Genomic DNA, 26,651 nt, shown 5'->3' on the forward strand with positions numbered 1-26,651 from the left:
CCGCGGTGACCTCCTTGACGAAGACCGATGAACGGGTTGTCTCTCGGCTACGGGTCGGTGGGGGCTGGTCGCGCAGTTCCCCGCGCCCCTGTCGGGGCGCGGCCGACCCTCGACCTCGGCTCTACGCGCTCGACGGGCTGCGGTTGATCGCCGCACTCGCTGTCGCCGCCTATCACTACGGTGGGCGCGACGGGGAGATCGGCAGGGCCTGGGGGGCTTCGCCCGCCGTGCAGTTCCCCACCGCCCACGGTTGGCTCGCCTACGGCTGGGCCGGTGTGCAGGCCTTCTTCGTGATCAGCGGGTTCGTGATCTGTGCCAGCGGCTGGGGCCGTTCGGTGCAGGCGTTCCTCGCCTCCCGTGCGGCCCGGCTGCTGCCGGCGTACTGGGCGGCGGTGATCCTGGTGGGGGCGGTGTTCGCGCTGCCGGGGATCGCCTTCGCGCGGGTGTCGGCCAGTGAGTTCCTGGTGAACCTCACGATGCTGCAGATGCCGCTCGGCGCGGACCGTGTCCTCGGCGTGTGCTGGACGTTGTGGGCGGAGGTCCGCTTCTACGTCCTGTTCGCGTTGTGCGTGGTGCTGCCCGGGGTGACCCGCAGACGGGTGATCTGGTTCTGCGGCGGCTGGACCCTGGCCTCGGTGCTCGCGCAGGGGGCGGGGGAACCGCTGCTGGACATGGTCCTGATGCCGGAGTACGCGTCCCTGTTCATCGGGGGCATGGGCCTCTATCTGGTGCACCGCGACCGCCGGGACACCGCCGCCTGGCTGATCGTGGTCTTCAGTCTGCTGCTGAGCCAGTACCAGACGGTCGAGGCGATGTGGCACGCCCCGAACGCCGCCTTCTTCTCCTACCGCTCCCAGTTCGGCATCGTCCTCGCCGTCACCGTCGGTTTCGTGGCGGTGGGCGCCGTGGCGCTGGGTCTGCTGAACCGTGTCGACTGGCCCTGGCTGACCACCGCGGGGGCGCTGACGTACCCCTTCTATCTCGTGCACGAGCATCTGGGCTGGCCGGTGGTCCAGGCACTGCACCAGGGACTGGGCGTTCCGTCGTCCCTGACCGTCGCGCTCACGGTGGGACTGATGCTGGCGCTCGCCTGGCTGCTGCACCGCTGGGTCGAACGTCCGTTGCAGCCGCTGCTGCGGACGGCACTCGGTGGACGCCGCCGCTGAACGGTCCCTGAACCTGAAGTTGGCCCACTGTTCATGCGACGTGAGGATTCGAAAAGCCCCGCGCGGAGAGGCTCCGCAGCATCCTTGACCGGGCCAAAGGCATCTCATAGGTTCCTGGCCCGTTCGCCTGTTCGCCTCGTCGACGCAAGAAGGTCTTCTGTCCTCATGGCCTCTGACATGACCTCTGAACACGGCACGATCCGACTCCCCCGTGAACTCGATGACGTTCCCGGCTGGTTCCCGGTCCTCGACCAACTGCTCTTCGACTGGTTCCTGAGCCGACAGGAGCTCGCGGGCGAGAGGGGCGACCTCCTGGAGGTCGGCGTCTACATGGGCAAGAGCGCCATCTTCCTCGGCCGCCATCTCCAGGAGGGCGAGGCCTACACGGTCTGCGACCTCTTCGAGAGCGACGCACCGGACGACGCCAACGCGGCGGAGGCCACCAAGTCGTACCGCAGCACGCTCACCCGTCGGGCCTTCGAGGCGAACTACCTCTCCTTCCACGACGAGCTGCCCCGTGTCCTGCAGGGACCCAGCTCGATCGTCCCCGGCGAGGTCAAGCCGCGCTCCTGCCGTTTCGTGCACATCGACGCCTCGCACCTGTACGAGCACGTCGAGGCCGACATCACCGCCGCCCGGGACATACTCCTCCCGGGCGGGCTCGTCGTCCTCGACGACTTCCGCTCGGAGCACACGCCGGGCGTCTCCATCGCCGCGTGGGAGGCCGTCCTCAACCGGGGCCTCAACCCCGTCTGCCTCAGCACGCAGAAGCTCTACGGCACCTGGGACGACCCCGAGCCCGTCCAGGAGGCGCTGCTCGCCATGGTCGCGGACCGGGACGACTGCCACCTCAGCAAGCAGCGGGCCGCGGGGCACCGCATCCTGCGTCTCAAGTCCAAGGGGATGACGGCCCCGGCCTTCCCGAAGTCCCGCCACTGGACCGAGCCCCCGCCGCCGGCCCCCGCCCCGGCGGCGCCCGTGCCCCAGCCCCCGGCCCGCCCGCGCCCGCCGCGCAGCACCGCCCGCAGGCTGGCCGCGGACCTGCTGCCGCCGGTGGTGACGCGGGCGATCAGGAAGGCACGGGCGGGCAGCCGACCGGGCAGGTGAGGCGGGGCGGTCAGAGGCTCGGAGCGCACGGGGCTCACCGAGTACGCGGCCGGGGTGGGCCCCTCCGAAGGTCTCCGCTAGGCGCCGCTCGCCAGCGACAGCTTGACCGCGAAACCGAGGAACAGGGCCCCCGCCGCCGAGGTCGCCCCCGCCGACAGCCGCTTCCGGCGGCGGAACGTGGCGGCCAGCCTGGTGCCGCTGAATATCAGCGCGCTCAGGTAGAGGAAGCTGGCGAGCTGGGCGAAGGCGCCGAGGACCACGAAGGAGAGCGCCGGGTAGGCGTAACCCGGGTCCACGAACTGCACGAAGAAGGCGACGAAGAACAGAATCGCCTTCGGGTTCAGCAGACTGATCACCAGGGCCCGCCGGAACGGCCGCTCCCCCTCCGCGACCTCGTCGCCCGGCCCTTCCACGACTCGCTCGCGCCGGCTCCGCCACATCCCCCACGCGGCCCGCAGCATCCCGATGGCCAGCCACGACAGATAGCCGGCGCCCGCGTACTTCACGATCCCGAACAACACGGCGTTGGCCTGCAACAGCGAGGCCACGCCCGCCGCCGACAACGTCATCAGCACGGTGTCCCCGACCCACACGCCGGCGGCGGCCCGATACCCGGTCCGTATCCCGCGCCGAGCGGCCACGGACAGCACGTAGAGGGAGTTGGGCCCGGGCAGGAGCACGATCAGGACGAGGCCCGCCAGGTAGGTGGGGAGGTCGATGACACCGAACATGGAAAGGAGTGTCGCACGGGGGTCCGACATCCCGACATGCCCGTCGGAAGTGAGACGAAAGGGCAACCGAAAGCGGACGAAGGCGGCCGCAGACGACCGTGGCGGTCGAGCGCGGCTCCGGCTCCGGCTCCGGCTCGAACACCAGCGGCCGCAGGTCGAACGCGAGCGGTCAGAAGGTGTCGCTGGGGATGTAGGTGCCCCACACCTCACGAAGGGCGTCGCACACCTCGCCCACCGTCGCGCGGGCCTTCAGGGCCTCGCGCATCGGGTAGAGGACGTTGTCGTCACCTTCGGCAGCCTTCTTCAGGGCGGTCAGGGCCGTGTCCACCGCCGCCCGGTCGCGCTCGGCGCGGAGCCGGGCCAGCCGCGCCGCCTGCTGCGCCTCGATCGCCGGGTCCACCCGCAACGGCTCATACGGCTCCTCCTCGTCCAACCGGAACCGGTTGACACCCACCACCACCCGCTCGCCGGAGTCGGTCTCCTGGGCGATGCGATACGCACTGCGCTCGATCTCACCCTTCTGGAAACCCCGCTCGATGGCCGCCACCGCCCCGCCCAGCTCCTCCACCTTCCCCATCAGCCCGACCACCGCCGCCTCCACGTCATCGGTCAGCTTCTCCACGACGTACGAACCGGCGAACGGATCGACCGTCGCCGTCACATCCGTCTCGAACGCCAGCACCTGCTGCGTCCGCAACGCCAGACGAGCACTCCTGTCCGTCGGCAGCGCGAGCGCCTCGTCGAACGAATTGGTGTGCAGCGACTGCGTCCCGCCCAGCACCGCCGCCAGACCCTGCACCGCCACCCGCACCAGATTCACCTCCGGCTGCTGCGCGGTCAGCTGCACCCCCGCCGTCTGGGTGTGGAAACGCAGCATCCACGACTTGGGATTCCTCGCACCGAACTCCTCCCGCATCACCCGCGCCCAGATCCGGCGCGCCGCACGGAACTTGGCGACCTCCTCCAGCAGCGTCGTCCGGGCCACGAAGAAGAACGACAACCGCGGCGCGAAGTCGTCCACATCCATACCGGCCGCGACCGCCGTACGCACATACTCGATCCCGTCCGCCAGCGTGAACGCGATCTCCTGCGCCGGCGAGGCACCCGCCTCCGCCATGTGATACCCGGAGATCGAGATCGTGTTCCACTTCGGCATCTCCACCCGGCAGTACCGGAAAATGTCCGCGATCAGCCGCAGCGACGGCCTCGGCGGAAAGATGTACGTCCCACGCGCGATGTACTCCTTCAGCACATCGTTCTGCACCGTGCCCGTCAGCTGGCCCGCACCCACCCCCTGCTCCTCCGCCACGAGCTGGTACATCAGCAGCAGCACCGCCGCCGGCGCGTTGATCGTCATCGACGTGGAGACCCTGTCCAGCGGGATACCGCCGAACAGCACCCGCATGTCCTCCACCGAGTCGATCGCCACCCCCACCTTGCCGACCTCACCGTGCGCGATCGGCGCGTCGGAGTCATGACCCATCTGGGTCGGCAGATCGAACGCCACCGACAAACCCGTCGTCCCGTCGGCGATCAGCTGCCGGTAACGGGCATTGGACTCCACCGCCGTACCGAAACCCGCGTACTGACGCATCGTCCACGGCCGCCCCGTGTACATCGACGGGTACACACCACGCGTGAAGGGATACCCCCCGGGCTCACCCAGCCTCTCCGCCGGATCCCAGCCCTCCAGCACCTCCGGCCCGTACACCGGCTCGATCGGCAGCCCGGACTCCGACTCGCGCGCCATGATCTCTGCCTCCGTCTTGCTCGTCGCTCGGATGCTCGCTTGCTCGCTTGCTCGCGTGCTGCTCGTCGGTTCAACGACCTTCGCGACGGACTGTGACGGCGGCCGTTGGTCCGATGGAGTGCCCCTGGCCGGGACCTTGCTCACCACCCTGCCCTTTTGTTCGCGACGGGTCACGTCCGGGCAACCTGTCCGGGAGAGCGACCGGATGCGGCGATCATGAGACGACGGGGACCCCGATGCGTATCAAGGACATGCGGAGATCGGTGGCCGCGATCGCGGCACTCGCCATGGCCGGCGCCTGCACGGCCCAGGGGATCGAGGTGCACGGCGGCCAGCGCCAGCCCGTTCGCATCGACGGGAGCGCCACGCCCGACGGCACCCCGAAGCAGGACGACGGCGACAGGCCCGACGGCGGGGACGAGGCCGCGGGCGGGAGCGCGAGCGACGGGAAAGGGGCGCCCGAGAAGGCCCCGACGACCGCGCCACCCTCCCCCACCCGCACGCCCACGCCCACGCCTCCTCCCCCGGTTCTCTGGTCCCAGGGCGACGAGGGCCTGGACGTACGCGAGTTGCAGGCACGGCTGCGGCAGATCGCCTGGCTGTTCACGGGGCCCACGGGGACGTACGACGACCTGACGGTCCGGGCGGTCAAGGGCTTCCAGGGCAAGCGGGGGCTGCCGCAGACGGGGAAGACGGACAGCGTGACCTGGGCGCGGCTGCTGAACATGACGCGGGAGCCCGGCAAGTGGGACCTCTACGCCTACGGCGGGCAGCCGGCCGCGTCACCCGATCCGCGCTGCATGACGGGCCGCGTGCTGTGCATCAGCAAGACGAGCCGCACGCTGCGCTGGATGGTGGACGGCCGGACGCTGACGACGGTCGAGGTGCGGTTCGGCTCGGAGTACACCCCGACCCGCGAGGGCCTCTTCAGCGTCTACTTCAAGTCCCGCGACCACTGGTCGACCCTGTACGACACCCCGATGCCGTACGCGATGTTCTTCAGCGGCGGCCAGGCCGTCCACTACTCCGCCGACTTCGCGGCCCGCGGGTACTACGGGGCCTCGCACGGCTGCGTCAACGTACGGGACGAGGCGGCGATCGCGCGGCTGTTCGGGCAGGTCAGGAACGGCGACAAGGTGGTCGTGTACTGGTGACGGACGAGGGACGCCGAGCGAATGCGTGACGTGCGTCACATGACGCATAGCGGGAGGGTGTCCGGCGCGTCAGAGGGAGTACGGGGTCACGGGGGACCACGGGGGAATGGGGCGCGGGCGGGACCGGGGGAACGTGTCCCGCCCGCGCCGAGGTGCACGAGCCGTAGGTACGGGGGGAACCCCGGCTCAGTGCGACGGCCGATGACCAGTCGGCTCACTCATTACTGCGCCGGGACGGCCAAAAGTGTTACCCGTTCCGCGAAAGAATTCGTGACGGATGCGAAAACGCAGGTCAGGAGGGGGTGACGCGAACAGCGAAGTCGATCCGTGCCGCCGTGGCGAGCTGACTCCGGTGGCCGTTGCCCCCGTTGCCCTTGCCGCTCTCGTTGCCCTTGTTGCCGTGGCCCTTGCCGCCCTTGCCGTTCCCGGGGCGGTTCTTGCCGTCACCGCCGCCGGCGCCGTTTCGGCCGTGGCCCTTGCCGGGGTGGGAGTCGTCGTCCTCGTCGGGGTCGTTGCCGGAGCGCGTCTTGGTGTCACCGCCGGCGGCCGGGCCGGTGGAGTCACCGGAGTCCGACGTACCGGACCCGCTGCCCTGGCCCGTCCCGGTGCCCGCGCCCGGCCGCCACTTCGTGCCGGGGTTGTCGGAGCCGCCGGCCAGGGCGCCCTCGCAGTAGCGCTTCAGCTGCCCCTTGCCCTTGCCGCCCGCCGCGTCCTCCAGGTCACGCCGGCGGTCGGCACTCAGGTCCTTGCCGTCACGAACGTCGCGGCAGGCGGAGAGCACCTTGTTCCACCACTCCCGGGTGGGGGTGTCGTTCTGCCCGCTGTCGCCGGTCCGCCCGTCCTCGTCGGTGCCCTCGGTGCCGTCACCGGAGGGGGCGTCGCCCTGTGCGGAGCCGTCCCCGGTCGCCTCGGGGCTCGTGTCGCCCCACGCCCCACGTCGGCCGTCGCCGCCCTGCGGGTCCGGCGACGGCGACAGCAGCGGCCGGTCCGGCGACTGACCGGCGGAGACGGTGGCGGAGGGTTCCGGCCGGTCGTCGCGGAACGCGGTCAACGCGCCGCCGCCGACCGCCACCGTGACCCCGCCGAGCATTCCGGCGGCCACGGCCGCGGCCAGCCCGAACCGCACCGGCCGGCCCCAACGGGCCCGGCGTCCGTCCGCGCCGGCGGCCGGGCGTCCGGGACGTCCGAGGTGGACGACTCCCGCGTCGGAGGCCGGCGCGGAGGCGGTGTGCGTACGGCTGGCACGGCCGGGCTCCACGGCCCGCCCGTCGTCGGGCGAGAAGGCGGCGGGGACGGAGGAGGAGGGGGCGAAGTCGGGCGTGCGGGCTGTTCGCGCGCTGCGGAAGGCGGCCAACGCGGCTTCCTCGCCGGGGAGTTCGAGACTCCCCGAGGACACCGGAGCGACCTCGGCGGTCAGCGCGCCGAGCGCCTCGGCAAGCCGGGCGGCACGGTCACGGGTGTCGGCGTCGACGGCTTCGAGCGGCTCTCCACGCAGCAGCCGCTCCGCGGCGTCGCGGTTGAGCCACTTGTACTGCTCGTCGGCCATCACACATCCTTCTGCGTCCGCGAACGCGTATGCGTCACACCGGCGGACGAAGCCGCGCGTGCACGCGGTGCTCTCGGCTGGGGTACGGCGTCCAGCGGATCGCCGGATTCCGGGTCGCCCCCGGCAGCCCTCTCCGAATTCTCCCCGATCAGTTCGGCGAGCCGCTTCAGACCCCGGTGCGCGGCCGTCCGTACGGCACCCGCGCGCTTGCCCAGGGTCTCGGCGGCGCTCTTCGCGTCGAGGCCGACCACGACCCGCAGCACCACCGCCTCCGCCTGGTCCTGCGGCAGCTGGGCGATGAGCGAGAGCGTGTGGCCGGTGGCCAGGGCCTCCATCGCCTCGCCGGCCGTGTCGGACTCGGCGGCCCTGCCGGTCAGCTCGGTCTCGTCGCCGCCTATCGCGGGCCTGCGCCCCCGCATCCGTATGTGGTCGAGGGCCCGGTTGCGGGCGATCCGCGCGGCCCAGCCGCGGAACCGGTCGGCGTCACCGCTGAACCGCTCCAGGTCACGGGCTATCTGGAGCCAGGACTCGGAGGTGACGTCCTCCGCGTCCGGATCACCGACCAGCGTCCGCACGTACCCGAGCAGCCGTGGGTGCACCGAGCGGTACACAGTCCGGAACGCGGTCTCGTCCCCGTCCTGTGCCGCAAGCACCGCGGCGGTCAGCTCCGCGTCGTCCCCCAGCACCCGCGCGCGCCCCTCTTTGCGCCTCAACCGGCGCCGCTCTCGCGGACCGGGTTCTCGCTGTCGTGGTCCTCAATGAATCGTGCGGTGCCGAGCCGTCGATGGTTGTGGTGGTCTTCCGCCATCCACGATCCGGCGCGAAAGGCACGTTACGGCCTGAAACCGTTGGCCGTCCATGTCCGTAGAACATGCAACTAACTCGTGATGCGGCGAGGTGTGACAGAAAACGCGGACGCGGCGCTGTAGGTAGTACGGGTCGCCGCGCGGCCCGTGCCGCGCGACGGTCGGGGCCTCTCCTGTGGGGGGTGGCGGCCCCGACCGTTGCCATCGGCGGAGTCGGCCGGGTGTCTTGCGAGTACGGGGGTCTTGCGAGCACGCCGGCCTTACTTCGTTCCGCGGACCTCCGGCCCCGAATCCGGGGCGAGCCGTGGGGCATTCTGTGGCGCGGCCTGCGGGTCGGCCTCCGGAACTCCCTGTGGGGCGGCCTCCGGCGAGGCCTGCGGCGCGTTCTGCGGGGCGCCGCCCTCGCTCTTGCCCTCGCCCTCGCCCCCGGCCGTCGACTCCGGTCGATCGCCGCCGGACAGCCCCGGTCGGCCCGGTTCTTCCGGCACCTTCGAACCGGCCGACCCGTTCGGCCCGCCCGGCTCGTTCGGCCCGGCGGACTCGTTCGGCCCGGCGGGCCGGGGCGACTGCTGTCGGCTGTCTCCGGCGGGCTTGCCGTCGTTCGTTCGGTCGGCCTCCCGATCGGACGCGTCCGGGTTCCGGGACGCGCCGCCCTCCTCGGGCGGGGCGGAGGTGTCCGGTGTCGAGGGGACGGTGCGCGGGACGTCCGCGGGGCCCGGCCAGGCGGGGGCGTCGTCGGTGGGGCGGGCAGGCCGCTCCCGGTTTCCGTAGCCCCCGGGCTCCCGGTCGGCGCCCTTGTCGCCGTGTATGGCCGAGCCGATCGCCGCGAAGGCGACTCCGCCGAGGGTGAGGCTGGCCAGCAGGACCGCCAAGGTGGTGCGGATGGAGAGCTGGACGCGGCGCCGGGCGTTCGGTCGCCAGTCGTCCCGCCGCCGAGTGCGCGCCGTGCGGCCCCCGCTCTCCCACGCCGCCCGGAAAGCGGCCACGGCCCGCGCCTCCCCCACGCTGTCGGCCGACGCGCCGCCACGCACGGCGGCGGCGAGGAGCGAATCGACGGAGGGGGCGTCCCGGAACGCGGGGGGCGGGGTGTTCCGGAGCACGGGCGGCGGTGGCACGGAGGCAGGGGAGGCGTCGTCCCGCTCTCCGTTGTCAGGCCGGTCGCTCATGTCCTCCGGCTCCGTCCTGCCCGACGGCATCTCGCGCCCTTCCCTCTCCCCATGCGTCCCGACGTCGCTGTCGGTCATCTCGACTCCCCCAGCGTCCGGGGGCCGTCATCCGTCACACCCTCACTCCGCAGGAGCTGCGCGAGACGCTTCAGGCCACGGTGGGTGGCGGTACGAACCGCGCCGGGGCGCTTGCCGAGGACGCGGGCGGCGGCGGGGCCGTCGAGACCGACGACCACGCGCAGCAGCACGGCCTCGGCCTGGTCACGGGGCAGCCGGGCGACGAGCGCGAGGGCCTGCTCGGTGGACAGGCTCTCCAGCGCCTGGTCCTGGGTGCTGTGCGCGCCCGGCAGTTCCAGCAGGTCGTTCTCCAGCGCGGTCGCCCGGGGTCTGACCCGCTGGCGCCGCAGATGGTCAAGGGCACGGTGCCGGGCGATGGTCGCGCTCCAGCCCCGGAAGCCCGCTCCGTCACCCTTGAACCGTCCGAGGTCCCGCGCGATCTCCAGCCAGGCGTCCGAGGCGACGTCCTCCGCGTCGTCCCCGACGATGCCGCGCAGGTACCCCAGCAGCCCGGGCTGCACCAGCCGGTACGCCACCGCGAACGCGGCCTCGTCCCCGGCCTGGGCCCGCGCGACGGCCGCGCCCAGTTCCGCGTCGTACGCCTGCACGCGCCGAGGTTCCCCTCCCTGGCCCCAAACTGTCCGTGACAGTGCCAAGTCAGTGCCGGGATCGCCTTCCCGGGGGCCGTCCCGACCGCCGCCAAGCCCCCACGCTCATCTGCGCCATGCCTCGCGGAAGTGTCACAGCGGCCGGGCGCACCCCGCGGAGATCACCCGCGAGGCCACCGCACATCGACCGGAAACGGAAACACCGGCCCCCTCCATGACATAGGCCGCACCCGCACCCCCCGATGTCGATGCCCGCGAACCCCTGTGCGCTGAATAGAAGGGTCACCCCTGTGCCGGGTGGCGTCTTCGTACCGTTCTTCCGGGGGTGGGACATTGAGTCGCCGTAGGAGCCATGCGTCGGAGCCGCCGGCGCCGAAGCGGAGGGTCTGGCTGACGCTGGGGGCCGTCGTGGCCGGTGGCGCGGGCCTGGTGTCGTACGCCGTGGTCGGGCCGGGCGCCGGCCCGGCCGCCGCCGACGACGTACCCACCGCCCGCCCTTCGACCGTCACCCGTCCCCCGATCGTCAGCCGGGCGGCATGGGGCGCGGACGAGTCGACCGTGACGGGCACGGCCGAGTACATCGACCGGATCAGCGCGGTGTTCGTCCATGACACGGGCGGCACCGACGACTACAGCTGCTCCGAGTCCCCCGCCCTGATCCGCGCGCTCATGGCGGACGACCTCCGGACGGCGGGCCGGGGTGACCTCGGCTACAACTTCGTCGTCGACAAGTGCGGCCGTATCTACGAAGGCCGGGCGGGCGGCGCGGACCTGGCGGTGCGCGGCGCGCACACCCCCGGGTTCGACGGGGAGTCGACGGGCGTCGCGGTGCTCGGCGACTTCGACGGGGGCGGGCCGAGCCGGGCGGCCGTGGAGTCCGTGGCACGGCTGGCGGCGTGGAAGCTGGGCCAGTACGCGGGCGACCCCACGGGCAAGGTGACGCTGACGGCGTCCGAGGACACCGGCGTGTACACGAGCGGCGAGTCGGCGGAGCTGGACGTGATATCCGGCGGCAGCGACGCGGCGTCCCTCACGTCCCCGGGCACCGGCCTCTACGCCGAACTTCCCGAGATACGCCGCTACGCCGCGTCCCCGGCCCGTGGTTCCGCGATCCCCACCGCCGACTACACGGGCGACGGCGTCAGCGACCTGGTGGTGCCGACGCCCCGGACCGGCAGCGGCTGGATCACCCTGATGCCGGGCGGTGCGAGCGGCCCCGCCCCGTCGGCCGGGCTCCGGCTGAACCAGGCGAGCACGGGCGTGCCGGGCGCCGCCGAGTCCGGCGACCAGTGGGGCGCGGCGACCGCGTGGGGCGACGTCGACGGCGACGGGGACGCGGATCTCGTGGTGGGCGCGCCCGGCGAGGACGACACCACCGGGCACGCGGACCGGGGTGCGGTGACGATCCTCTACGGGCCGTCCTTCACCGACGGCGCCGACACCATGGCCCTCGGCGACGACTACGAGCCGGCCGGCGCACGGTTCGGCGCGACCGTGGCGACCGGGGACTTCAACGCGGACGGCAGGGCGGACGTGTTCACCGCGGCCACCGGTACGGGTGGCAACTGGGCGGCCCGCTTCGGCGACGGCCACGAGGTCGCCGGGGACCTCACGACGGCGACCGGTTCCCTGGCCTACGCGGACGCCGCGACCGGCGACTTCAACCGGGACGGCTACGCCGACGTCGCGCTCACCTACCGTGACGCGTCCGGTATCGGCAGGATCGTCTGGTTCAAGGGCTCCCGGTCACTGGGGCTGACGAAGGCCGCGACCCTCACCGTGAAGGGCGGCCGCGCCGTCGCGGCGGGCGACGTCGACGGCGACGGCTACGACGACCTCGTCGTCGGGCAGCCGTACGCCTCCGAGTCCGGCGGCAACGCGGGCGGCCAGGTGACGGTCGTCCCCGGTACGTCCACCGGCCTCGGCGCCACGGGGACGAGGACGGTCCACCAGGCCACGGCGGGTGTGGAGGGCGCCTCCGAGACCGCGGACGGCTTCGGCTCCTCGGTGTCCGTCGGCGATGTCGACGCGGACGGGTACGCCGACGTGCTCACCGGTGCGCCGGGCGAGGACATCACCCGTGCCGGGAAGAACCGGGCCAACGCCGGGTCGGTGTGGCTGCTGAAGGGCGCCGCCTCCGGCGTGAGCGGCGCGGGGTCGCTGGCGCTGTCGCAGGACGCGCCGGACGTGGGGGGATCCACCGAGGCGGAGGACAAGTTCGGGTCGGCGGTGTCGGGTGCGGATGTCACCGGCGACGGGTACGCCGATGTGGTGGTCGGGGTCGAGGGGGAGGATGCCGGGAACGGCACGGTGCTGTTCGTTCCGTCGGTGGGGGGCGTGCCGGTGACCTCTCGGTCCGTGTACTACGGGGTGACGCAGTTGGGGGCGCCGGCGGGTGGCCGTCTGGGGCAACTGCTGACGCCGTAGACCGGGTGCTTTTCGCCCCTGAAAGGCCACAGGCCTTTCAGGGGCGCGGGGAACTGCGCGAGAAGCCCCACCGGCCCCGCACCCGAACACGCGCCCGCACCCGCACCCGACCCCCCGGCCTCACCCCGAGGGCATCGCGTCGTGGCACAGCAGGCGCAGGGATCCGTCGCCCGTGAAGCAGCGGCGGGCCTCGTCGAAGGGGTCCCAGTAGCGGCCGTCCCAGGTGCGCACCCAGTAGCCGCCGTCCGACTCGATCCATTCGCCGCCGGCCCAGCGCGCGACGACCTCGCCGCCGTACGCCCCGAAACCCCGCAACGCCCCCTCCACGGCGGCGTACGGCGCTCCCTCCCGGCGGATCTCCTCGATCATCCGGTCCACCCGCCACAGGCTCTGCGTGGAGTAGTCGAGGCGCACGCGCGCCCCTTCCCGCATCATCGCCACCGCGTCGGCTGCCCACCGGAGGGGCTTCGCCGCGCTACCGGGCCGGTTCCCACGGCTCCCCGGTGCGGCAGGGGTACTGACCGAACTGAATGTCTGCTGTGCGCTCACACTCGGGTAAGCGCCCGCCCGGCACGAGACGTTTCGCGATTTCGGCCTGTCCTCGACACCGGCGCAGGACCACCACACCCGGCCCCAGGACACCCACAGGACCCGCCAGGAAGACGAGGTTTACTCCTGTCGCGTCCCACGCGCGCGCCGCGACACGACCGCCCGCAGCACCCGCCGCCCCTCCGTGGCCACACCGAGGGCCTGCCGCAGTCCCGCCGCGCCGTGCTGGGCGAGCAGCTCCAACACCACGACCTGGCGGCGCAGTTCGGCGGCGACGAGATGGGACGCGCCCTCGGTGCGGCCTTCCCGGCACGCCGTCACGGAGTCGGCGCCCCCGGCGTCCAACGGGTCGAGCAGCTGATGGATCCGCAGGGCGGAGACGGAGCACACCTCCGCCCATTCCCGCAGCCCGTCACCGGACCGCTCCTCGGGAACCGCGTCGAGCATCCGACGCGCGAGCAGGACGATCTCCTCGTCCCCGCTCCCGTCGGAGCGCGGTTCGGGGCGTGGTGGCGTCAGTTCGCCGCGTATCTTCGCGATGCTCTCCCCCCACCCCTCCCCGTCGTCCACCAGTCCCGCCCACAGTGGACGCAGGACCTCGTCGTCGCCCCCGAGAAGCGGTACGCAGCGGTCCAAACAAGCCAACCCGCCGGCCGCCAGACCACGTTCGTCGGCCTGGGCCAACAGCTCCACCAGGCTCATCGCGCCTCCCCTAGATCCTGCTCGTAGATCCCGCTCGATCGTGCCCCGGTATACGGAGCCCGCACTTCCCCTTACTGCGTGCGACGACGCGGGAGTGTCACAGAGGGACGACCCCGAGCCGGTCGAGCAACCGGAAGAGAATGTTTTCAGCCAGGGGGTCCGCCGGTCCAGGCTCCGAGGCCAACACCTCGGCCAGAGAACGCTCGACGGCGGCCCTTCCCGCCTCCGCGGCCCAGGCGACGGCGCGTTCGGCGGCGTCGCGCGGTTCGAGGAAGTAGTCCTCGACGGTGAGCCCCTCCGCGTCCCCCAGGTACGCGGCCATGGCACGCCGCGCGAGACACGTCGTCCACGCCCCGCTCTCCGGCCCGGCGGCCTCGACGACCACGCAGTCGCTGTCCATGACGTAGCCGAACAGCGCGGGCGCCCCGGTCTCCCGGGCGAGCGCGTGCATGTTGCCGACATCGCCGCTGCCCCCGGAGTCCCCGGCCGCCCCGGCTCCCGGCGCGCCCGTCGGGTACGCCCAGATCTGCCAGCCGTCGTCCGCCGTCGCGCACAGCGTCATGGACCCGGCCCCGGCCAGCGCGTCCAGCTCCGCCAGCGGCCGCTCGCTCCTGCCCACGACGTAGTACCCCCAGTACCCCATACCGGGAATAGACCACAGCCGCACGGCGGTTCGCCCCCGGAATCGGGCAATCCGCACGGTTGCCCCGAGACCGTCCGAGAAGGGGTTACGGACTCAGAGGGCGGCGACCGGCTCCGGCTCACGCGGCCCGCTCCGCGCCTTGTCGTCCTGCATACGGGTGAGGGCGAGGACGAAGAAGACGGCGAACACCGCGGCGGGGATCTCGAAGGCGTCCGCGAACAGCACGCGCTCGGTGGCCGTCCGAAGTTCCTCGGCCGTCTCCGCCCGGCGCATGGCCAGGCCGCTCACCTGGTTGGCGACACCGCTGATGATCCACATCGTCCACCAGGCGTTGACGAGTGCGTGCGATCGCGGCTTCGTCGACGGGCTACTGGCGTCCCAGCTGTCGAGGGCGATCCGGCGCGGGAACCAGAGGTTCAGGATCGGCACGATCCAGCCCGCGATCGCCCAGCCGCGCTTCTTCCGATGCCCGAACGGTTCGAACACCTCGGCGTTGACCCGCACCCGGTGGAACCAGATCAGAAAGACGACGACGGTGGCGAGATAGGCGAGCAGCTGCGCGCTGCCGGTCAGGCCGACGAGCCGGTCGGCCCGGTCCGCGTCCGCCTCGACGGGCCACCCGTACTCGCCGTCGACCATCCTGCCCAGGACGTCGAGCATCACGAGATCCGCCCACACCGCCACCAGATCGGTCACGATCACCACCCCGAGCAGGATCGCCACCGCCCGCCCCAGCCCCACCGGCGACCGCAGCCACGCGGGGCCGTGCGGGGACTGGATCGGCAGGTCCGTGTGGGCGGGGAGGCCCGGAGCCGGATGCCGCGCGGCGGCTCGCGCGGGCGCCGGGTGCAGATCCGCCGCCTCGCACCGCCGGCACAGCTCGCCGCCGGGTGCCGCCGCATAGGTCGCGCAGCGCGCACAGTCCATCGTGAAGCCCCCGTGTGATCGGAACAGGCCGAACGCGGTCCTCCCCAGACCCTCACGCTCGGCAATCGAACACGCGGAACATACGGTTCACCCGAGCCGTCCGTCCACCCCATTCCACGGCTCGACACGACCCCGCCGGGCCCCGGGCCCGGCGGCCCGGCTCAGCTCACCTTCCCCGCCAACTCCCGGAACTGCGTCCAGGTCAGGCCCGGCTTCGCCGGGTCCCACAGCTTCTGCGAGAGCGCCCGCAACGGCATCCGGACGCCCGCCGCGACCTGCGCCTCGGTCTGCCGGTCGGCGAGATCGCACCAGACGGCGAAGGAGCCGCCGAGGATCTGGTCGTCGTACTGCGCGGGCACGGCGGTGGTGCCGCGCAGCACCCGCGGGGTCCAGGACTCGTAGATGCGCTGCCCGGTCGGGTAGACGAACTGGTTGGGCTCGCCGAGGACGTAGTACAGGTACTCGTCGTTGTAGTTGATCACCTGTCGCCCGGCGCTCAGGTATTCGACCGGCGGCCGGGCCCCGATCTCCTTGCCCGTCCAGTACGCGACCTGGATCGCCTTGTCCGCCTGGACCGAGCCGCCCCGGAAGAACCCGTCGTTCCAGGCCCGGACGGTCCGGTCGTGTCCGCGCATCACCTTGGCGCGGTCGTTCAGCCAGCCGGTGGCGAGATCGGCGACGGTCGCGCCGGGGCCGTACTTCTGGCGCGCGGCGGCGGCCAGCTGCGGATACGAGGCCTCGGGGTTCGAGGCCATCAGCGCCCGGTACTCGTCGGCGCCGAGGTGCCAGTACACGCCGTCGAACAGGCCGGCGTACTCGTCGAGCAGTTCGTCCACGACCTCGGCGGACCGCGGGTTGGAGATGTCGACGGCCCCGCTCGCGGCCACACCCTGCGCGTTCTTCAGCTGCAGCCCCGGGTTGCCCGCGATCACGGCCCCCAGGTGGCCCGGGGAGTCGATCTCGGGCACGACCTCGATGTGGCGGCTCTCCGCGAGGTCCAGGACCTTCCGCACCTGGGCCTTGGTGAGGTGCTGCCGGGACACCACCTCGGGGTGGCTCGTGGACTCGATCCGGAACCCCTGGTCGTCGGAGAAGTGCAGGCCCAGCTGGTTGTACTTCAGGTCGCCCAGCTCACGGATACGGTCCTCGATCCAGCCCGCCGTGAAGTGCTTGCGCGCGATGTCGAGCATGAACCCGCGCTGCGGCTTGGCCGGCTCGTCCCGGACGACGCCCTCCGGCGCCGTACCGCCGCCGCGCACCTCCTGCTTCAGGGTGCGCGTGCCGTAGAAGACCCCCGCCTCGGCGGGCGCGGCGATCCGCACCCGTCCGTCCTTCACGGTCAGCGTGTACGCCTCCGACCTCGGCGCGTCGGCTCCGGTGAGGGCCAGTTCCACGTCCCCGTCCCGGGGCCGCGCCTCTCCGGCGTACGCCAGCCCCAGTTCCCCGGCGGTCAGCCGCCCCTCGTCGGCCAGCGCCGCGTTCCGTACCACGACCCGGCCCCCGTCGGCGGGCTTCCAGCCGGGGCCGCGGGCGGCCTCGTGCTGCCTGACCGCGGGGATGGTCTGCGGCTTCTTCGACAGGGGATAGGTGCGCGACGGCGAGGGGGACGCGGAGGGGGAGGTCCGGGCGGCGCTCACGGACGACCGCTCCGGCGACGGCCCGGATCCGCTGGGCGTCCGCCTCCCGTCGCCGGGCCACACGGTCACGGCCACCGCGACCGCGCCGCCCGCCAGAACCGCTCCCGTGCCCAGGAGCAACCCTTTCGACGTGATCGCCGTCTTCCTGCGGGGTGCCCTGCGCCGGCCTCGGTTCACGACACGCCCCCGGTCCCCGTCCCGGTCTTTGTCCCGCTCACCGTCCACGACATCCCACACACCTCTCGCAGCGCTCTTCCCCCGGTTCCCACTCCCGACTCTCCGCCGAGCTCCCTTCTCGAACCTACGACGTCCCACCGCCCAACCCGTCCACCACAGGTTCCGAAACTCTCCCGTCCGGGTGAATTTCGGGCATCGAACGGACAGCCCATGAACCGCCTCGATAACGTGGTGGCACCTTTCGCACAGCCTGCCCAGCCGACCCCTACGCACCGCCGAGGACCCACGCTGCCTCCGCACCGTCTCCCCCACCTCCCCGGCCAGGTCGCCGTACCGGAGCAGGCCCCCACTCCCGGCCCCTCGGCCCTGGAGCGGTTCAACCACGCCCCCGCCGAGGCCGCCCGGCAGGCCCTCCTCGCCTGCCTGCGCAGCCTCCGCTGGGCGCACCGCCTCACCGACCACCGCCCCTATCCCGACCTCGACGCCCTTCTCGCCGCCTCCGACGAGGCCGCGTACGACCTCACGGCGGCGGACCTGGCCGAAGCCCTGGCGGGCGAGACCCTCCCCGTCCTGCCCGACGACACCTACGGCGTCGCCCACACCGCCCTCAACGCCGCGCACGCCGCGTACGAGGCCCGCTTCGGCCACGTCTTCGTCATCGCCCTGGACACCACCCACCCCGACGAACTCCTGGACCGCACCCTGGAGGGCATCCGCTCCCGTCTCTCGAACGACCCGGAGGAGGAGCGGGTGGTGGTCGCCGAGGAACTGCGCCGCCTGGCGAGAACCCGCCTGGCCGGCCACTTCAGGGGCCCGGGGAACCGCGCGGCCCCGCAGGGGCGCGAGGAACCGCGCGATCAGCCACCACGCACCCGCACCCGGCGTCCCCCAGCCATCCCCACCCCGGATGCCGCCCGGTACTAACCCTTACGTGCACCTTTGTATGCCAGTTTGATCACACCAACCCTCCCGGCTTAAGCCAAGCGCAACGACGTCGCTACCATGGCCGGGGCCGGTGGACCGTACCCGGCCGGGTCAGACCGACAAGCAAGCCGGCCGGCCCCAATCCCCGCTCCCGGAGGGTTCTTCCGTGCCGGCTGGAACGCTGTACCGCGGCCGGGAAGGAATGTGGTCCTGGGTGGCTCATCGAGTCACCGGCGTCCTCATCTTCTTCTTCCTGTTCGTACACGTGCTGGACACCGCTCTCGTCCGTGTCTCCCCCGACGCCTACGACAAGGTCGTGGCCACGTACAAGACCCCGATCGTCGCGCTGCTGGAGTACGGCCTCGTCGCCGCCGTCCTCTTCCACGCGCTCAACGGTCTTCGGGTCATCGCCGTCGACTTCTGGTCCAACGGCCCCCGTCACCAGAAGACGATGCTGTGGTCCGTCGTCGGCATCTGGCTCGTGCTGATGATCGGGGCCCTGTACCCCGTCCTCGGCCACGCCGTCCGTGAAGTCTTCGGGAGCTGAGGCAGATGTCCGCCACTGAAACCACCGCGTCCGGCATCGGCCCCGTCGAGGGCGCCGGGGAAATGTCGGGCTACAGTCCCGACAACCCGGCCCCCTTCATCGAGCCGCCCCGCAAGCGCACCAAGAAGACCCCCAAGTCGACCCGCGGCAACTTCGAGATGGTCGCGTGGCTCTTCATGCGTCTGTCCGGCATCGTCCTGGTCGTCCTGGTCATCGGCCACCTGGTCATCCAGCTCGTCCTCGACGGCGGCGTCTCCAAGATCGGCTTCGCGTTCGTCGCGGGCCGCTGGGCCTCCCCGTTCTGGCAGGTCTGGGACCTGCTGATGCTGTGGCTCGCGATGCTGCACGGCGCGAACGGCCTGCGTACCGTCATCAACGACTACGCGGAGCGCGCGAACACCCGGCTGTGGCTCAAGGGCCTGCTCTACACCGCCACGGTGTTCACCATCCTGCTGGGCACGCTGGTGATCTTCACCTTCGACCCGAACATCCGCTAGGCACGGGGCTGAGGCAACCGATCATGAAGATCCACAAGTACGACACCGTCATCGTCGGCGCCGGCGGCGCCGGTATGCGCGCGGCCATCGAGTCCACGCAGCGCAGCCGCACCGCCGTGCTGACCAAGCTGTACCCCACCCGCTCCCACACGGGCGCCGCGCAGGGCGGCATGGCCGCCGCGCTCGCCAACGTGGAGGAGGACAACTGGGAGTGGCACACCTTCGACACCGTCAAGGGCGGTGACTACCTGGTCGACCAGGACGCCGCCGAGATCCTGGCGAAGGAGGCCATCGACTCCGTCCTCGACCTGGAGAAGATGGGCCTGCCGTTCAACCGCACGCCCAATGGCACGATCGACCAACGCCGCTTCGGCGGTCACAGCCGGAACCACGGCGAGGCCCCGGTCCGCCGCTCCTGCTACGCGGCCGACCGCACCGGCCACATGATCCTGCAGACGCTGTACCAGAACTGCGTCAAGCACGGCGTGGAGTTCTTCAACGAGTTCTACGTCCTGGACCAGCTGATCACCGAGGTCGACGGCGTCAAGAAGTCGGCGGGCGTCGTCGCGTACGAACTCGCCACCGGTGAGATCCACATCTTCCAGGCGAAGGCCGTGATCTACGCGTCCGGCGGCTGCGGCAAGTTCTTCAAGGTGACGTCCAACGCGCACACGCTGACCGGTGACGGCCAGGCCGCCGTGTACCGCCGGGGTCTGCCGCTGGAGGACATGGAGTTCTTCCAGTTCCACCCGACCGGCATCTGGCGCATGGGCATCCTGCTGACGGAGGGCGCCCGCGGTGAGGGCGGCATCCTCCGCAACAAGGACGGCGAGCGCTTCATGGAGAAGTACGCGCCGGTCATGAAGGACCTCGCGTCCCGTGACGTCGTGTCCCGCTCCATCTACACCGAGATCCGTGAGGGCCGCGGCTGCGGTCCCGAGGGCGACCACGTCTACCTCGACCTCACGCACCTCCCGCCGGAGCAGCTCGACGCCAAGCTCCCGGACATCACCGAGTTCGCGCGCACCTACCTCGGTATCGAGCCCTACACGGACCCGATCCCGATCCAGCCGACCGCGCACTACGCCATGGGCGGCATCCCGACGAACGTCGAGGGTGAGGTCCTCAGCGACAACACCACCGTCGTCCCCGGCCTGTACGCCGCCGGTGAGGTCGCCTGTGTCTCCGTGCACGGCGCCAACCGCCTCGGCACCAACTCGCTGCTCGACATCAACGTGTTCGGGCGCCGGGCGGGCATCGCGGCCGCCGAGTACGCGCAGAAGGCGGACTTCGTCGAGCTGCCGGAGAACCCGGAGTCCCTGGTCGTCGAGCAGATCGAGCGGCTGCGTGCCTCCACGGGCAACGAGCGTGTGGCGGAGCTGCGGCGCGAGCTGCAGGAGACCATGGACGCCAACGTCATGGTCTTCCGCACCGAGCAGACGATCAAGACGGCCGTCGAGAAGATCGCCGAGCTGCGCGAGCGCTACAAGAACGTGGCGATCCAGGACAAGGGCCGCCGGTTCAACACCGACCTGCTGGAGGCCGTCGAGCTGGGCAACCTGCTCGATCTGGCCGAGGTCATGGCCGTGTCGGCGCTCGCCCGCAAGGAGTCCCGCGGCGGTCACTACCGCGAGGACTACCCCAACCGCGACGACGTCAACTTCATGCGTCACACCATGGCGTACCGCGAGGTCGGCGACGACGGCTCCGAGACCGTCCGCCTCGACTACAAGCCGGTCGTCCAGACCCGCTACCAGCCGATGGAGCGTAAGTACTGATGGCAACCCCGACCCTGGACAAGGCGGACGCGGCCGGCAGCCCCGAGCCCGGCTTCGCCGACTCCCCGTACATCACGGTCACCTTCCGCATCCGGCGCTTCAACTCCGAGGTCTCGGCCGAGGCGACCTGGGAAGACTTCCAGCTGGAGATCGACCCCAAGGAGCGCGTCCTCGACGGTCTGCACAAGATCAAGTGGGACGTGGACGGCACCCTGACGTTCCGCCGCTCCTGCGCGCACGGCATCTGCGGTTCGGACGCCATGCGGATCAACGGCAAGAACCGTCTGGCCTGCAAGACGCTGATCAAGGACATCAACCCCGAGAAGCCGATCACGGTCGAGCCCATCAAGGGCCTCACGGTCCTCAAGGACCTGGTCGTGGACATGGAGCCGTTCTTCCAGGCGTACCGGGACGTGATGCCCTTCCTGATCACGAAGGACACCAACGAGCCGACGCGTGAGCGGTTCCAGACCGCCGAGGACCGCGAGCGCTTCGACGACACCACGAAGTGCATCCTCTGCGCCGCGTGCACGTCCTCGTGCCCGGTGTTCTGGAACGACGGCCAGTACTTCGGTCCGGCCGCGATCGTCAACGCCCACCGCTTCATCTTCGACTCGCGTGACGAGGCCGGCGAGCAGCGGCTGGAGATCCTCAACGACCGTGACGGCGTGTGGCGTTGCCGTACGACGTTCAACTGCACGGACGCCTGCCCGCGCGGTATCGAGGTCACCAAGGCGATCCAGGAGGTGAAGCGGGCGCTCATCACGCGCCGCTTCTGATCAGCCGCAGCAACGCATGAGGAAGGCCCGCAGGTTCACCTGCGGGCCTTCCTCATGCTCGGCGTGCGCGCGAGCGTGCCCACGCACGAGGGCGCACGCACGAGGGCCCCGCCCCCGCGCGGAGCCTTGGGGAAGCTCCGCGGTGGACGAGGCCCTTCGGTCGATCACCCGGGCGGCGATCCTCCGCACTCAGCCGCGCAGGACGCGACCCTGCGAGTCGGTGCGGTCGTTGCTCGTGAGGAACAGGATGCCGTCGATCAGCGACCAGAAGCCCAGACCACCGCAGGTGAGGAGCTGGGCGACGCCCACGCCGACCGAACCGACGTAGAACCGACCGATGCCGAGCGTGCCGAGGAAGAGCTGCAGAATGCCGGCGACGATCTTCGACTTGTCGGAGTACGGGCGACCCTTCGGGTCGTGGCCGAAGGGAGCGTCAGGGGTGGGGACGGTCATGGAAGTAACTCCTGGATGTACTGACTGAAATACCGAAGCGGATTGCTTCGGGAGCGATCACAGGAGAGAAGGCGCGGCAAAGAACCTGCGGCGATCGGGCACGGCGAACACCGGCCGACGATCGAGCACGACGTAATCCCCCGTCATCCCCCCTGTAGCCGTTGCAGCGTAATGAGACGTGAGGGGCGGATGGGAGTGGATCCGGGCGATCGTTCCGATTCCGTGATCCGATTCCAGCCAACTTGCGACAACTGAGCAACATAAAGCGGGCGTAAGGGATTTACGGGGGCCGCGTCGGCTCAGTGCAGATTACGGACGACCGTCCAGATCACCGCGATGCCCAGGATCAAGGCCTGGGTGCGGGGCTTCAGTTCGGGGCGCCAGCGGCGGCCGCGCAGCCCCTCGACGAACCAACGGCCGAGCAGGGCGAGGGCGAACGGCGCGGCGAGCAGCAGCATCCGGTTGTCGTGCCAGGCGGCGGCGAACTGCCCGTGCAGCAGGTCGTACACCATGCGGGTGCCGCCACAGGCGGGGCAGAGCAGCCCGGTGACATAGCGGAACGGGCACTGGGGCAGCAGATGGCCGGGCTCGTGCGGGTTGGTGCCGTACAGGTACGCGGCGCCCGCCAGCCCGGCGGCGGCCACCGCGAGGGGGGCCGCCGCCGGATGCCGGAGGGTGCTGAGGCCGCGCTCAGCCACGCAGGACACGTCCGTTGGAGTCCGTGGTGTTGCTGCTGGTCAGCAGGATGATGCCGTCGACCAGCGCCCAGATGCCGAGGCCGCCGCAGGTGAGGAGCTGCGCGACGCCGAGACCGACGTGACCGATGTAGAAGCGGCCGACGCCGAAGGAGCCGAGGAACAGCGAGAGGACGCCCGCGACGATCTTGGACTTGTCGGAGTACGGGCGGCCGTACGGGTCGTACCCGTACGGGGCGTTGGGGTCGCCCGTGTAGGCGCCGCCCGGCGTCGGGGGCACCTGGTAGCCGCCCTGCGGGTAACCGCCCTGCGCGGGGTAGCCGTAGCCGGGCTGGCCCGCGCCCGGCTGCTGGTAGCCGCCCTGCGGAGCCCCGTACGGGCCGGCGCCCGGCTGGCCGGGGGCGGCGTTCGGGTACCCGTATCCGGGCTGCGGCGGCTGCGGGGGCTGAGCGGGCTGCTGAGGCTGCTCGGTCACGGTACTGACTCCTGCGTGTTGTTTGCTTGAGCGGCTGAAAAACTCACTATGGGCTGTCCGTCATATTGCAGGAGGGAAGGGCCCGGAGAGAAGTTGTTACTTCGGCCGGGCACCCACCGACTCCCGCGTGTGGGCGGAGTCACATCGCCTCGTCGTCGGCCGTGACAGACGCTTCACAGCTGGCTGACGATCGTCGGGTCCGTGATCTCCGTGTCCTTGGCGAGCAGCATCGCCTTGCTGAGGATGACTGCGAGCATACGGTCGCCCTCGAAAGGGAGATAGCCGGTCTGCCTGCTTCCGTTCCCGTCGGTGACGGTCGACTTGGGAACGATGCACAGATAGCGGTCGTTCGGGGACATCAGGATGTTGCCGGACCCGAGATGGATCCGGTACGTGTGCAGTTGGCCCTCGACCCGGAGGAACCGCCCTTCCAGCGTGCACCGGTCGGCGATCGCGAGCCGCGGCACGAGCCGCTCCAGCAGCGCCCGTCGGGTCTCGGCGCTCTGGTTCAGCTCGCCGAATCCGTACGACGTCCAGTACTCGACGAAGCGTCCCCCGGGTCCGCCGTCCTGCCAGGTCGGGGCGTTGCCGACGCTGGCGACGCCCACGAACATGTCTACGTCGCGCAGGACTTCGGAGAGGACGAGCGGCGGTATCCCGGCGAGCGGGACCGGGTCGACCAGCAGACCGATGGTGCCCGGCCGTGCGTCGGAGTCCTGTTCCAGGGCGTGGAATCGCCGGACGAAGGCGCCCACGAACGACGCCCGGTGGTCCTCCGGCAGTCCCCGCACCTCGTCGAGAAGGTGCACCCACCCGCCGTCCCAGTACCCCTTCGTGGCGAAGACGGCCTTCATCACCTCGTCGGCGAGCCGCTCCATGTCCCCGGCCTCGATCCGGTTGCGCGCCCGCTGGACGAGGGAGCGGGGCGTGTGCGTGGCCATCAGCCGCCCACCAGCGGGACGAGCCTGAGGAAGGTGACCTCGGCACCGGCGGACAGCTCGATCTCCTCGTCCGGCTCCGTGACCTGCCGGTCGCCGACGAGGACGAGGAGACCGTTCCCGGCGAAGGCCCCGAGCGCGGCCTCGGCCCGTGCCTCCGGCGGTTCGGCGGGGGCCTGTGTGGAGCGTCCCGCCGTACGTCGAGCCGGGTCCTCGGCCGACGACAGGAAGACCCGCCGCCGGATCAGCTCCTCCACCGTCACCCGCTCCGCGGCGAGTTCGACCGCCCGGCCCTCGCCCCGCTCCCCACTCGCCGTCTCTTCGACGAACGTCACCGTTGCCATGAGGGGGACAGTAAGGGGCGGCACCGACAGTGTCGGCCGTCGGCGCGGGGCCGCGCTCCCGGGCCGGCGGGTCAGTCCAGGTCCTGCGACATGGGCGTGTACTCCTCCCACCCCTCCGGGTCCTTCTTCACGGCGTCGAGCAGCCGGCCGAACGCCACCTCCTCGTAGAGGACGCCGGAGTACGCCTCACGGACGCGGTTCCCGTTGATGTCGGCGGTGGGCGTGCCGGAGGCCACCCGGTCGAAGGCCTTCTGGGACCTCGCCACGAAGTCGCGGTACTTCATGGTCCTGACGGCGGAGTCGAACGCCGGACCGCGCAGCCCCTTCACCTCGGCGGCGAGTTCGAGCAGATACGCGTCGGTGAAGCCGTCGACGATCTCCTCCGGCTGGTTGGCGTAGAGCACGGCGTGGTACTCGGCGAACTTGCCCTCTTCCAGCGCGGCCCGCAGCGCGTTCGCCGCCTTCTTCGAGCCATTGCCGCCCAGCCTGTCGTCCAGGAAGGAGGCGAGGGTGTACTCGGTCACCACCGTGCGCGCGAGCGTCCGCTCCACCGCGGCCGGACCGCCGGTCCGCTCGAACTCCTCGCAGACGGGGCAGCGCATGTCCTCGTAGAGGCGGAGGGTGACCGGCGCGTGCGGGTCCCCGACGCGGATCGTCGTGCCGTCGGCGTCCAGTTCCTCCGGCAGCTCCCGCAGGTCGCCGTAGGCGGGCTTCCGCTCCGTCCGGGCGGCCCGCTCACCGCATCCGCCGAGCAGCAGCCCCAGTGCGACGGCCACCACGGCCGTCATCCGTCTTCTCCGCGCACCCACCATCGACGCACGCCCCTTCCCACTCACCGAAGGGCCGGATCACAGCCTGCGCGGCTCCCCTCCCTCGACACCCGTCGCCCCTCGCCCCGAACCCCCCGGGGCCTGACATGTCCGCGTACTGTACGACACAGGGCGGTGACCTGGAACTTCCAGATACCGCAACGAGAGGTCCGGCTCCGCGATCCTCCTGCGGGACATCGACGGCACCGGCGACAGGGACCTCCTCGCCGCGAGCGTGAACGGCATGACGAGCCTTTCCCCCGTACCGCCGGCCTGGAGCGCGTCGCGCCCGACCCCTTGGCTGGATCGCAACCAACTCCCGTGACTGATGGGGCGGTTGATCACACACTGACCCCATGACCTACCTGAGGAAAGCCGTGGCCGGCCTGTCGGCCGCGGCCGCGATCCTGATCGCGACACCCCCCACAGCCTCGGCGACGCCCGCCCCGCACGACACGTCCGGCCGCGCATACGGCGGCGCATACGGCGGCACACTCGTCCGGGAGAACTTCGACCGCCTCCCCCTCGGCCCGGTGACGCGTGGCCGGGATTGGACCACGGACACTTCCGACGGCACTATGACCGTCGCACCCAGCGCCGACGGCCACGGCCGTGAACTCCACCTCCGCACCGAGGGCAACGGCCGCGCCTTCATGGTCCTGTCCGACCTCGCCCCGCGCGGCAACAGCTTCTGGGCTCGGATGCGGCTGCGCGTGACCGAGTTCCCCACGGCCCCCGACTGGGCCCACTGGACCCTGGCCGAAGCCTCGGGCCCCGACTCCCCCACCCTGGTTCGCCCCCTCGGCGGCCAGTACGCCCCCACCGACAAGGGCAACTTCTGGGGCGTCGGCTCGGACCTGGGTCCGACGGGCGACTGGACGAACTGGAAGACGTCGGCCCCGGCGGTCGCGGGGAAGTGGAATTGCGTGGAATTCCACCTGGACGCCACGGACAACCGCGTCACGGTCTACGTCGACGGCACCGAACAGTCCGACCTGACCGTCTCCACGAAGAACCACGGAGGCACGGCGGACGACTTCGTCTTCCCCACCTTCGACAAGCTGAAGCTGGGCTGGCAGCTGTACCAGGCGAACCCGACTCCGGCAGCGTTCGAGATGCGGATGGACGACATCGCGGTGAGCAGTCGGCGGGTAGGCGGCTGCGAGGCCTAATAGATAGCTCCATCCTCCGCGGAGGATGGAGCTATCTCTCAACCCTTCCCAGCATAGTTGGAGCTGCGGATGGGTGTTCGCCCCGGG

The 26,651-nt window shown here is 71.2% G+C and carries 26 protein-coding genes and 1 pseudogene; 10 read left to right on the top strand and 17 right to left on the bottom strand.

All coding sequences use genetic code 11. The annotated features are described in order from the left end of the window. Positions 1–5: 5 nt before the first annotated feature. Together K1J60_RS16285 and K1J60_RS16290 are read left to right on the top strand one after the other, a co-directional pair. Positions 6–1,166 carry an acyltransferase family protein gene (locus tag K1J60_RS16285; protein ID WP_398683233.1) on the top strand — a complete coding sequence of 387 codons (1,161 nt, stop codon included), beginning with the start codon at positions 6–8 and terminating at the stop codon, positions 1,164–1,166. A 177-nt stretch (positions 1,167–1,343) separates the two neighbouring features. Continuing rightward, the gene (locus K1J60_RS16290; RefSeq protein WP_220646855.1) at positions 1,344–2,273 is read left to right on the top strand and encodes a class I SAM-dependent methyltransferase; all 930 of its coding nucleotides are present in this window, start codon (positions 1,344–1,346) and stop codon (positions 2,271–2,273) included. Positions 2,274–2,350: 77 nt separating this feature from the next. Here K1J60_RS16290 and leuE read toward each other — a convergent pair whose 3' ends face one another. Beyond that, positions 2,351–3,004: a leucine efflux protein LeuE gene (gene leuE / locus K1J60_RS16295; RefSeq protein WP_220646856.1), complete on the bottom strand. Its 654-nt coding sequence runs from the start codon at positions 3,002–3,004 to the stop codon at positions 2,351–2,353. Between the two features lie 169 nt (positions 3,005–3,173). Beyond that, positions 3,174–4,754, bottom strand: a complete 1,581-nt coding sequence (locus K1J60_RS16300) for an acyl-CoA mutase large subunit family protein (RefSeq protein WP_220646857.1) — start codon at positions 4,752–4,754, stop codon at positions 3,174–3,176. A gap of 236 nt (positions 4,755–4,990) precedes the next feature. On the opposite strand from K1J60_RS16300, the gene K1J60_RS16305 reads away from it, so the two are divergent. Further along, positions 4,991–5,908 carry a L,D-transpeptidase family protein gene (locus tag K1J60_RS16305; RefSeq protein ID WP_220646858.1) on the top strand — a complete coding sequence of 306 codons (918 nt, stop codon included), beginning with the start codon at positions 4,991–4,993 and terminating at the stop codon, positions 5,906–5,908. Between the two features lie 292 nt (positions 5,909–6,200). On the opposite strand, the gene K1J60_RS16310 is transcribed toward K1J60_RS16305, so the two are convergent. The 4 genes from K1J60_RS16310 to K1J60_RS16325 all read right to left on the bottom strand — a co-directional run bounded on the left by K1J60_RS16310 (position 6,201) and on the right by K1J60_RS16325 (position 10,091). After that, complete coding sequence (locus K1J60_RS16310; RefSeq protein ID WP_220646859.1) at positions 6,201–7,454, bottom strand: serine/threonine-protein kinase; 1,254 nt, start codon at positions 7,452–7,454, stop codon at positions 6,201–6,203. Further along, entirely contained in the window at positions 7,454–8,140 is a 687-nt protein-coding gene (locus tag K1J60_RS16315) for an RNA polymerase sigma factor (protein ID WP_220646860.1), read from the bottom strand. Before K1J60_RS16315 ends, K1J60_RS16310 begins: the two co-directional genes overlap by 1 nt. A gap of 380 nt (positions 8,141–8,520) precedes the next feature. Beyond that, positions 8,521–9,426: a hypothetical protein gene (locus K1J60_RS16320; protein WP_220646861.1), complete on the bottom strand. Its 906-nt coding sequence runs from the start codon at positions 9,424–9,426 to the stop codon at positions 8,521–8,523. 74 nt (positions 9,427–9,500) lie between these two features. Further along, positions 9,501–10,091, bottom strand: coding sequence for an RNA polymerase sigma factor (locus K1J60_RS16325; RefSeq protein ID WP_220646862.1), 591 nt, complete (start codon positions 10,089–10,091; stop codon positions 9,501–9,503). A gap of 333 nt (positions 10,092–10,424) precedes the next feature. On the opposite strand from K1J60_RS16325, the gene K1J60_RS16330 reads away from it, so the two are divergent. Continuing rightward, positions 10,425–12,518 (top strand): FG-GAP-like repeat-containing protein, encoded by a 2,094-nt coding sequence (locus K1J60_RS16330; RefSeq protein ID WP_259407750.1) that lies wholly within the window; start codon positions 10,425–10,427, stop codon positions 12,516–12,518. 120 nt (positions 12,519–12,638) lie between these two features. Here K1J60_RS16330 and K1J60_RS16335 read toward each other — a convergent pair whose 3' ends face one another. From K1J60_RS16335 to K1J60_RS16355, 5 genes are all read right to left on the bottom strand, one after another. After that, a complete protein-coding gene (locus tag K1J60_RS16335) occupies positions 12,639–13,067 on the bottom strand; it encodes a hypothetical protein (RefSeq protein WP_220646863.1) in 429 nt (142 codons plus the stop codon). A gap of 120 nt (positions 13,068–13,187) precedes the next feature. Continuing rightward, the gene (locus K1J60_RS16340; RefSeq protein ID WP_220646864.1) at positions 13,188–13,769 is read right to left on the bottom strand and encodes a hypothetical protein; all 582 of its coding nucleotides are present in this window, start codon (positions 13,767–13,769) and stop codon (positions 13,188–13,190) included. A 97-nt stretch (positions 13,770–13,866) separates the two neighbouring features. Further along, a complete protein-coding gene (locus K1J60_RS16345) occupies positions 13,867–14,412 on the bottom strand; it encodes a hypothetical protein (RefSeq protein WP_220646865.1) in 546 nt (181 codons plus the stop codon). A 93-nt stretch (positions 14,413–14,505) separates the two neighbouring features. Continuing rightward, complete coding sequence (locus tag K1J60_RS16350) at positions 14,506–15,339, bottom strand: DUF4328 domain-containing protein (protein WP_220646866.1); 834 nt, start codon at positions 15,337–15,339, stop codon at positions 14,506–14,508. Between the two features lie 161 nt (positions 15,340–15,500). Further along, positions 15,501–17,096, bottom strand: a complete 1,596-nt coding sequence (locus K1J60_RS16355) for a beta-N-acetylhexosaminidase (protein ID WP_220651502.1) — start codon at positions 17,094–17,096, stop codon at positions 15,501–15,503. Positions 17,097–17,363: 267 nt separating this feature from the next. On the opposite strand from K1J60_RS16355, the gene K1J60_RS16360 reads away from it, so the two are divergent. From K1J60_RS16360 to K1J60_RS16380, 5 genes are all read left to right on the top strand, one after another. Then, positions 17,364–18,077, top strand: coding sequence for a 2-oxo-4-hydroxy-4-carboxy-5-ureidoimidazoline decarboxylase (locus tag K1J60_RS16360; protein ID WP_220646867.1), 714 nt, complete (start codon positions 17,364–17,366; stop codon positions 18,075–18,077). 166 nt (positions 18,078–18,243) lie between these two features. After that, positions 18,244–18,624 (top strand): succinate dehydrogenase, cytochrome b556 subunit, encoded by a 381-nt coding sequence (gene sdhC, locus K1J60_RS16365; protein WP_078853945.1) that lies wholly within the window; start codon positions 18,244–18,246, stop codon positions 18,622–18,624. Between the two features lie 5 nt (positions 18,625–18,629). Continuing rightward, the gene (locus K1J60_RS16370) at positions 18,630–19,121 is read left to right on the top strand and encodes a succinate dehydrogenase hydrophobic membrane anchor subunit (RefSeq protein WP_220646868.1); all 492 of its coding nucleotides are present in this window, start codon (positions 18,630–18,632) and stop codon (positions 19,119–19,121) included. Positions 19,122–19,144: 23 nt separating this feature from the next. Next, on the top strand, positions 19,145–20,899 hold the full coding sequence (sdhA, locus tag K1J60_RS16375) for a succinate dehydrogenase flavoprotein subunit (protein WP_220646869.1): 1,755 nt from the start codon (positions 19,145–19,147) through the stop codon (positions 20,897–20,899). Further along, the gene (locus tag K1J60_RS16380) at positions 20,899–21,678 is read left to right on the top strand and encodes a succinate dehydrogenase iron-sulfur subunit (RefSeq protein WP_033525299.1); all 780 of its coding nucleotides are present in this window, start codon (positions 20,899–20,901) and stop codon (positions 21,676–21,678) included. Before sdhA ends, K1J60_RS16380 begins: the two co-directional genes overlap by 1 nt. Positions 21,679–21,867: 189 nt before the next feature. Here K1J60_RS16380 and K1J60_RS16385 read toward each other — a convergent pair whose 3' ends face one another. The 6 genes and pseudogenes from K1J60_RS16385 to K1J60_RS16410 form a co-directional block, all read right to left on the bottom strand. Beyond that, a complete protein-coding gene (locus tag K1J60_RS16385) occupies positions 21,868–22,131 on the bottom strand; it encodes a TM2 domain-containing protein (protein WP_220646870.1) in 264 nt (87 codons plus the stop codon). Between the two features lie 299 nt (positions 22,132–22,430). Then, positions 22,431–22,829, bottom strand: coding sequence for a DUF2752 domain-containing protein (locus K1J60_RS16390; RefSeq protein ID WP_220646871.1), 399 nt, complete (start codon positions 22,827–22,829; stop codon positions 22,431–22,433). Further along, positions 22,822–23,301 (bottom strand): TM2 domain-containing protein, encoded by a 480-nt coding sequence (locus K1J60_RS16395; protein WP_220646872.1) that lies wholly within the window; start codon positions 23,299–23,301, stop codon positions 22,822–22,824. The genes K1J60_RS16390 and K1J60_RS16395 overlap by 8 nt, the downstream gene beginning before the upstream one ends. A gap of 173 nt (positions 23,302–23,474) precedes the next feature. Beyond that, positions 23,475–23,981: pseudogene (locus K1J60_RS16400) on the bottom strand (DUF7737 domain-containing protein); the annotation flags it as partial. A gap of 260 nt (positions 23,982–24,241) precedes the next feature. Continuing rightward, the gene (locus K1J60_RS16405) at positions 24,242–24,583 is read right to left on the bottom strand and encodes a hypothetical protein (RefSeq protein ID WP_220646873.1); all 342 of its coding nucleotides are present in this window, start codon (positions 24,581–24,583) and stop codon (positions 24,242–24,244) included. Positions 24,584–24,654: 71 nt separating this feature from the next. Next, the gene (locus K1J60_RS16410) at positions 24,655–25,371 is read right to left on the bottom strand and encodes a thioredoxin domain-containing protein (RefSeq protein ID WP_220646874.1); all 717 of its coding nucleotides are present in this window, start codon (positions 25,369–25,371) and stop codon (positions 24,655–24,657) included. A 377-nt stretch (positions 25,372–25,748) separates the two neighbouring features. On the opposite strand from K1J60_RS16410, the gene K1J60_RS16415 reads away from it, so the two are divergent. Next, positions 25,749–26,564 carry a LamG domain-containing protein gene (locus tag K1J60_RS16415; protein ID WP_220646875.1) on the top strand — a complete coding sequence of 272 codons (816 nt, stop codon included), beginning with the start codon at positions 25,749–25,751 and terminating at the stop codon, positions 26,562–26,564. Positions 26,565–26,651 lie beyond the last annotated feature (87 nt).

Origin of the sequence: Streptomyces akebiae (genome assembly GCF_019599145.1) — a bacterium.
GTDB classification, from domain to species: domain Bacteria; phylum Actinomycetota; class Actinomycetes; order Streptomycetales; family Streptomycetaceae; genus Streptomyces; species Streptomyces akebiae.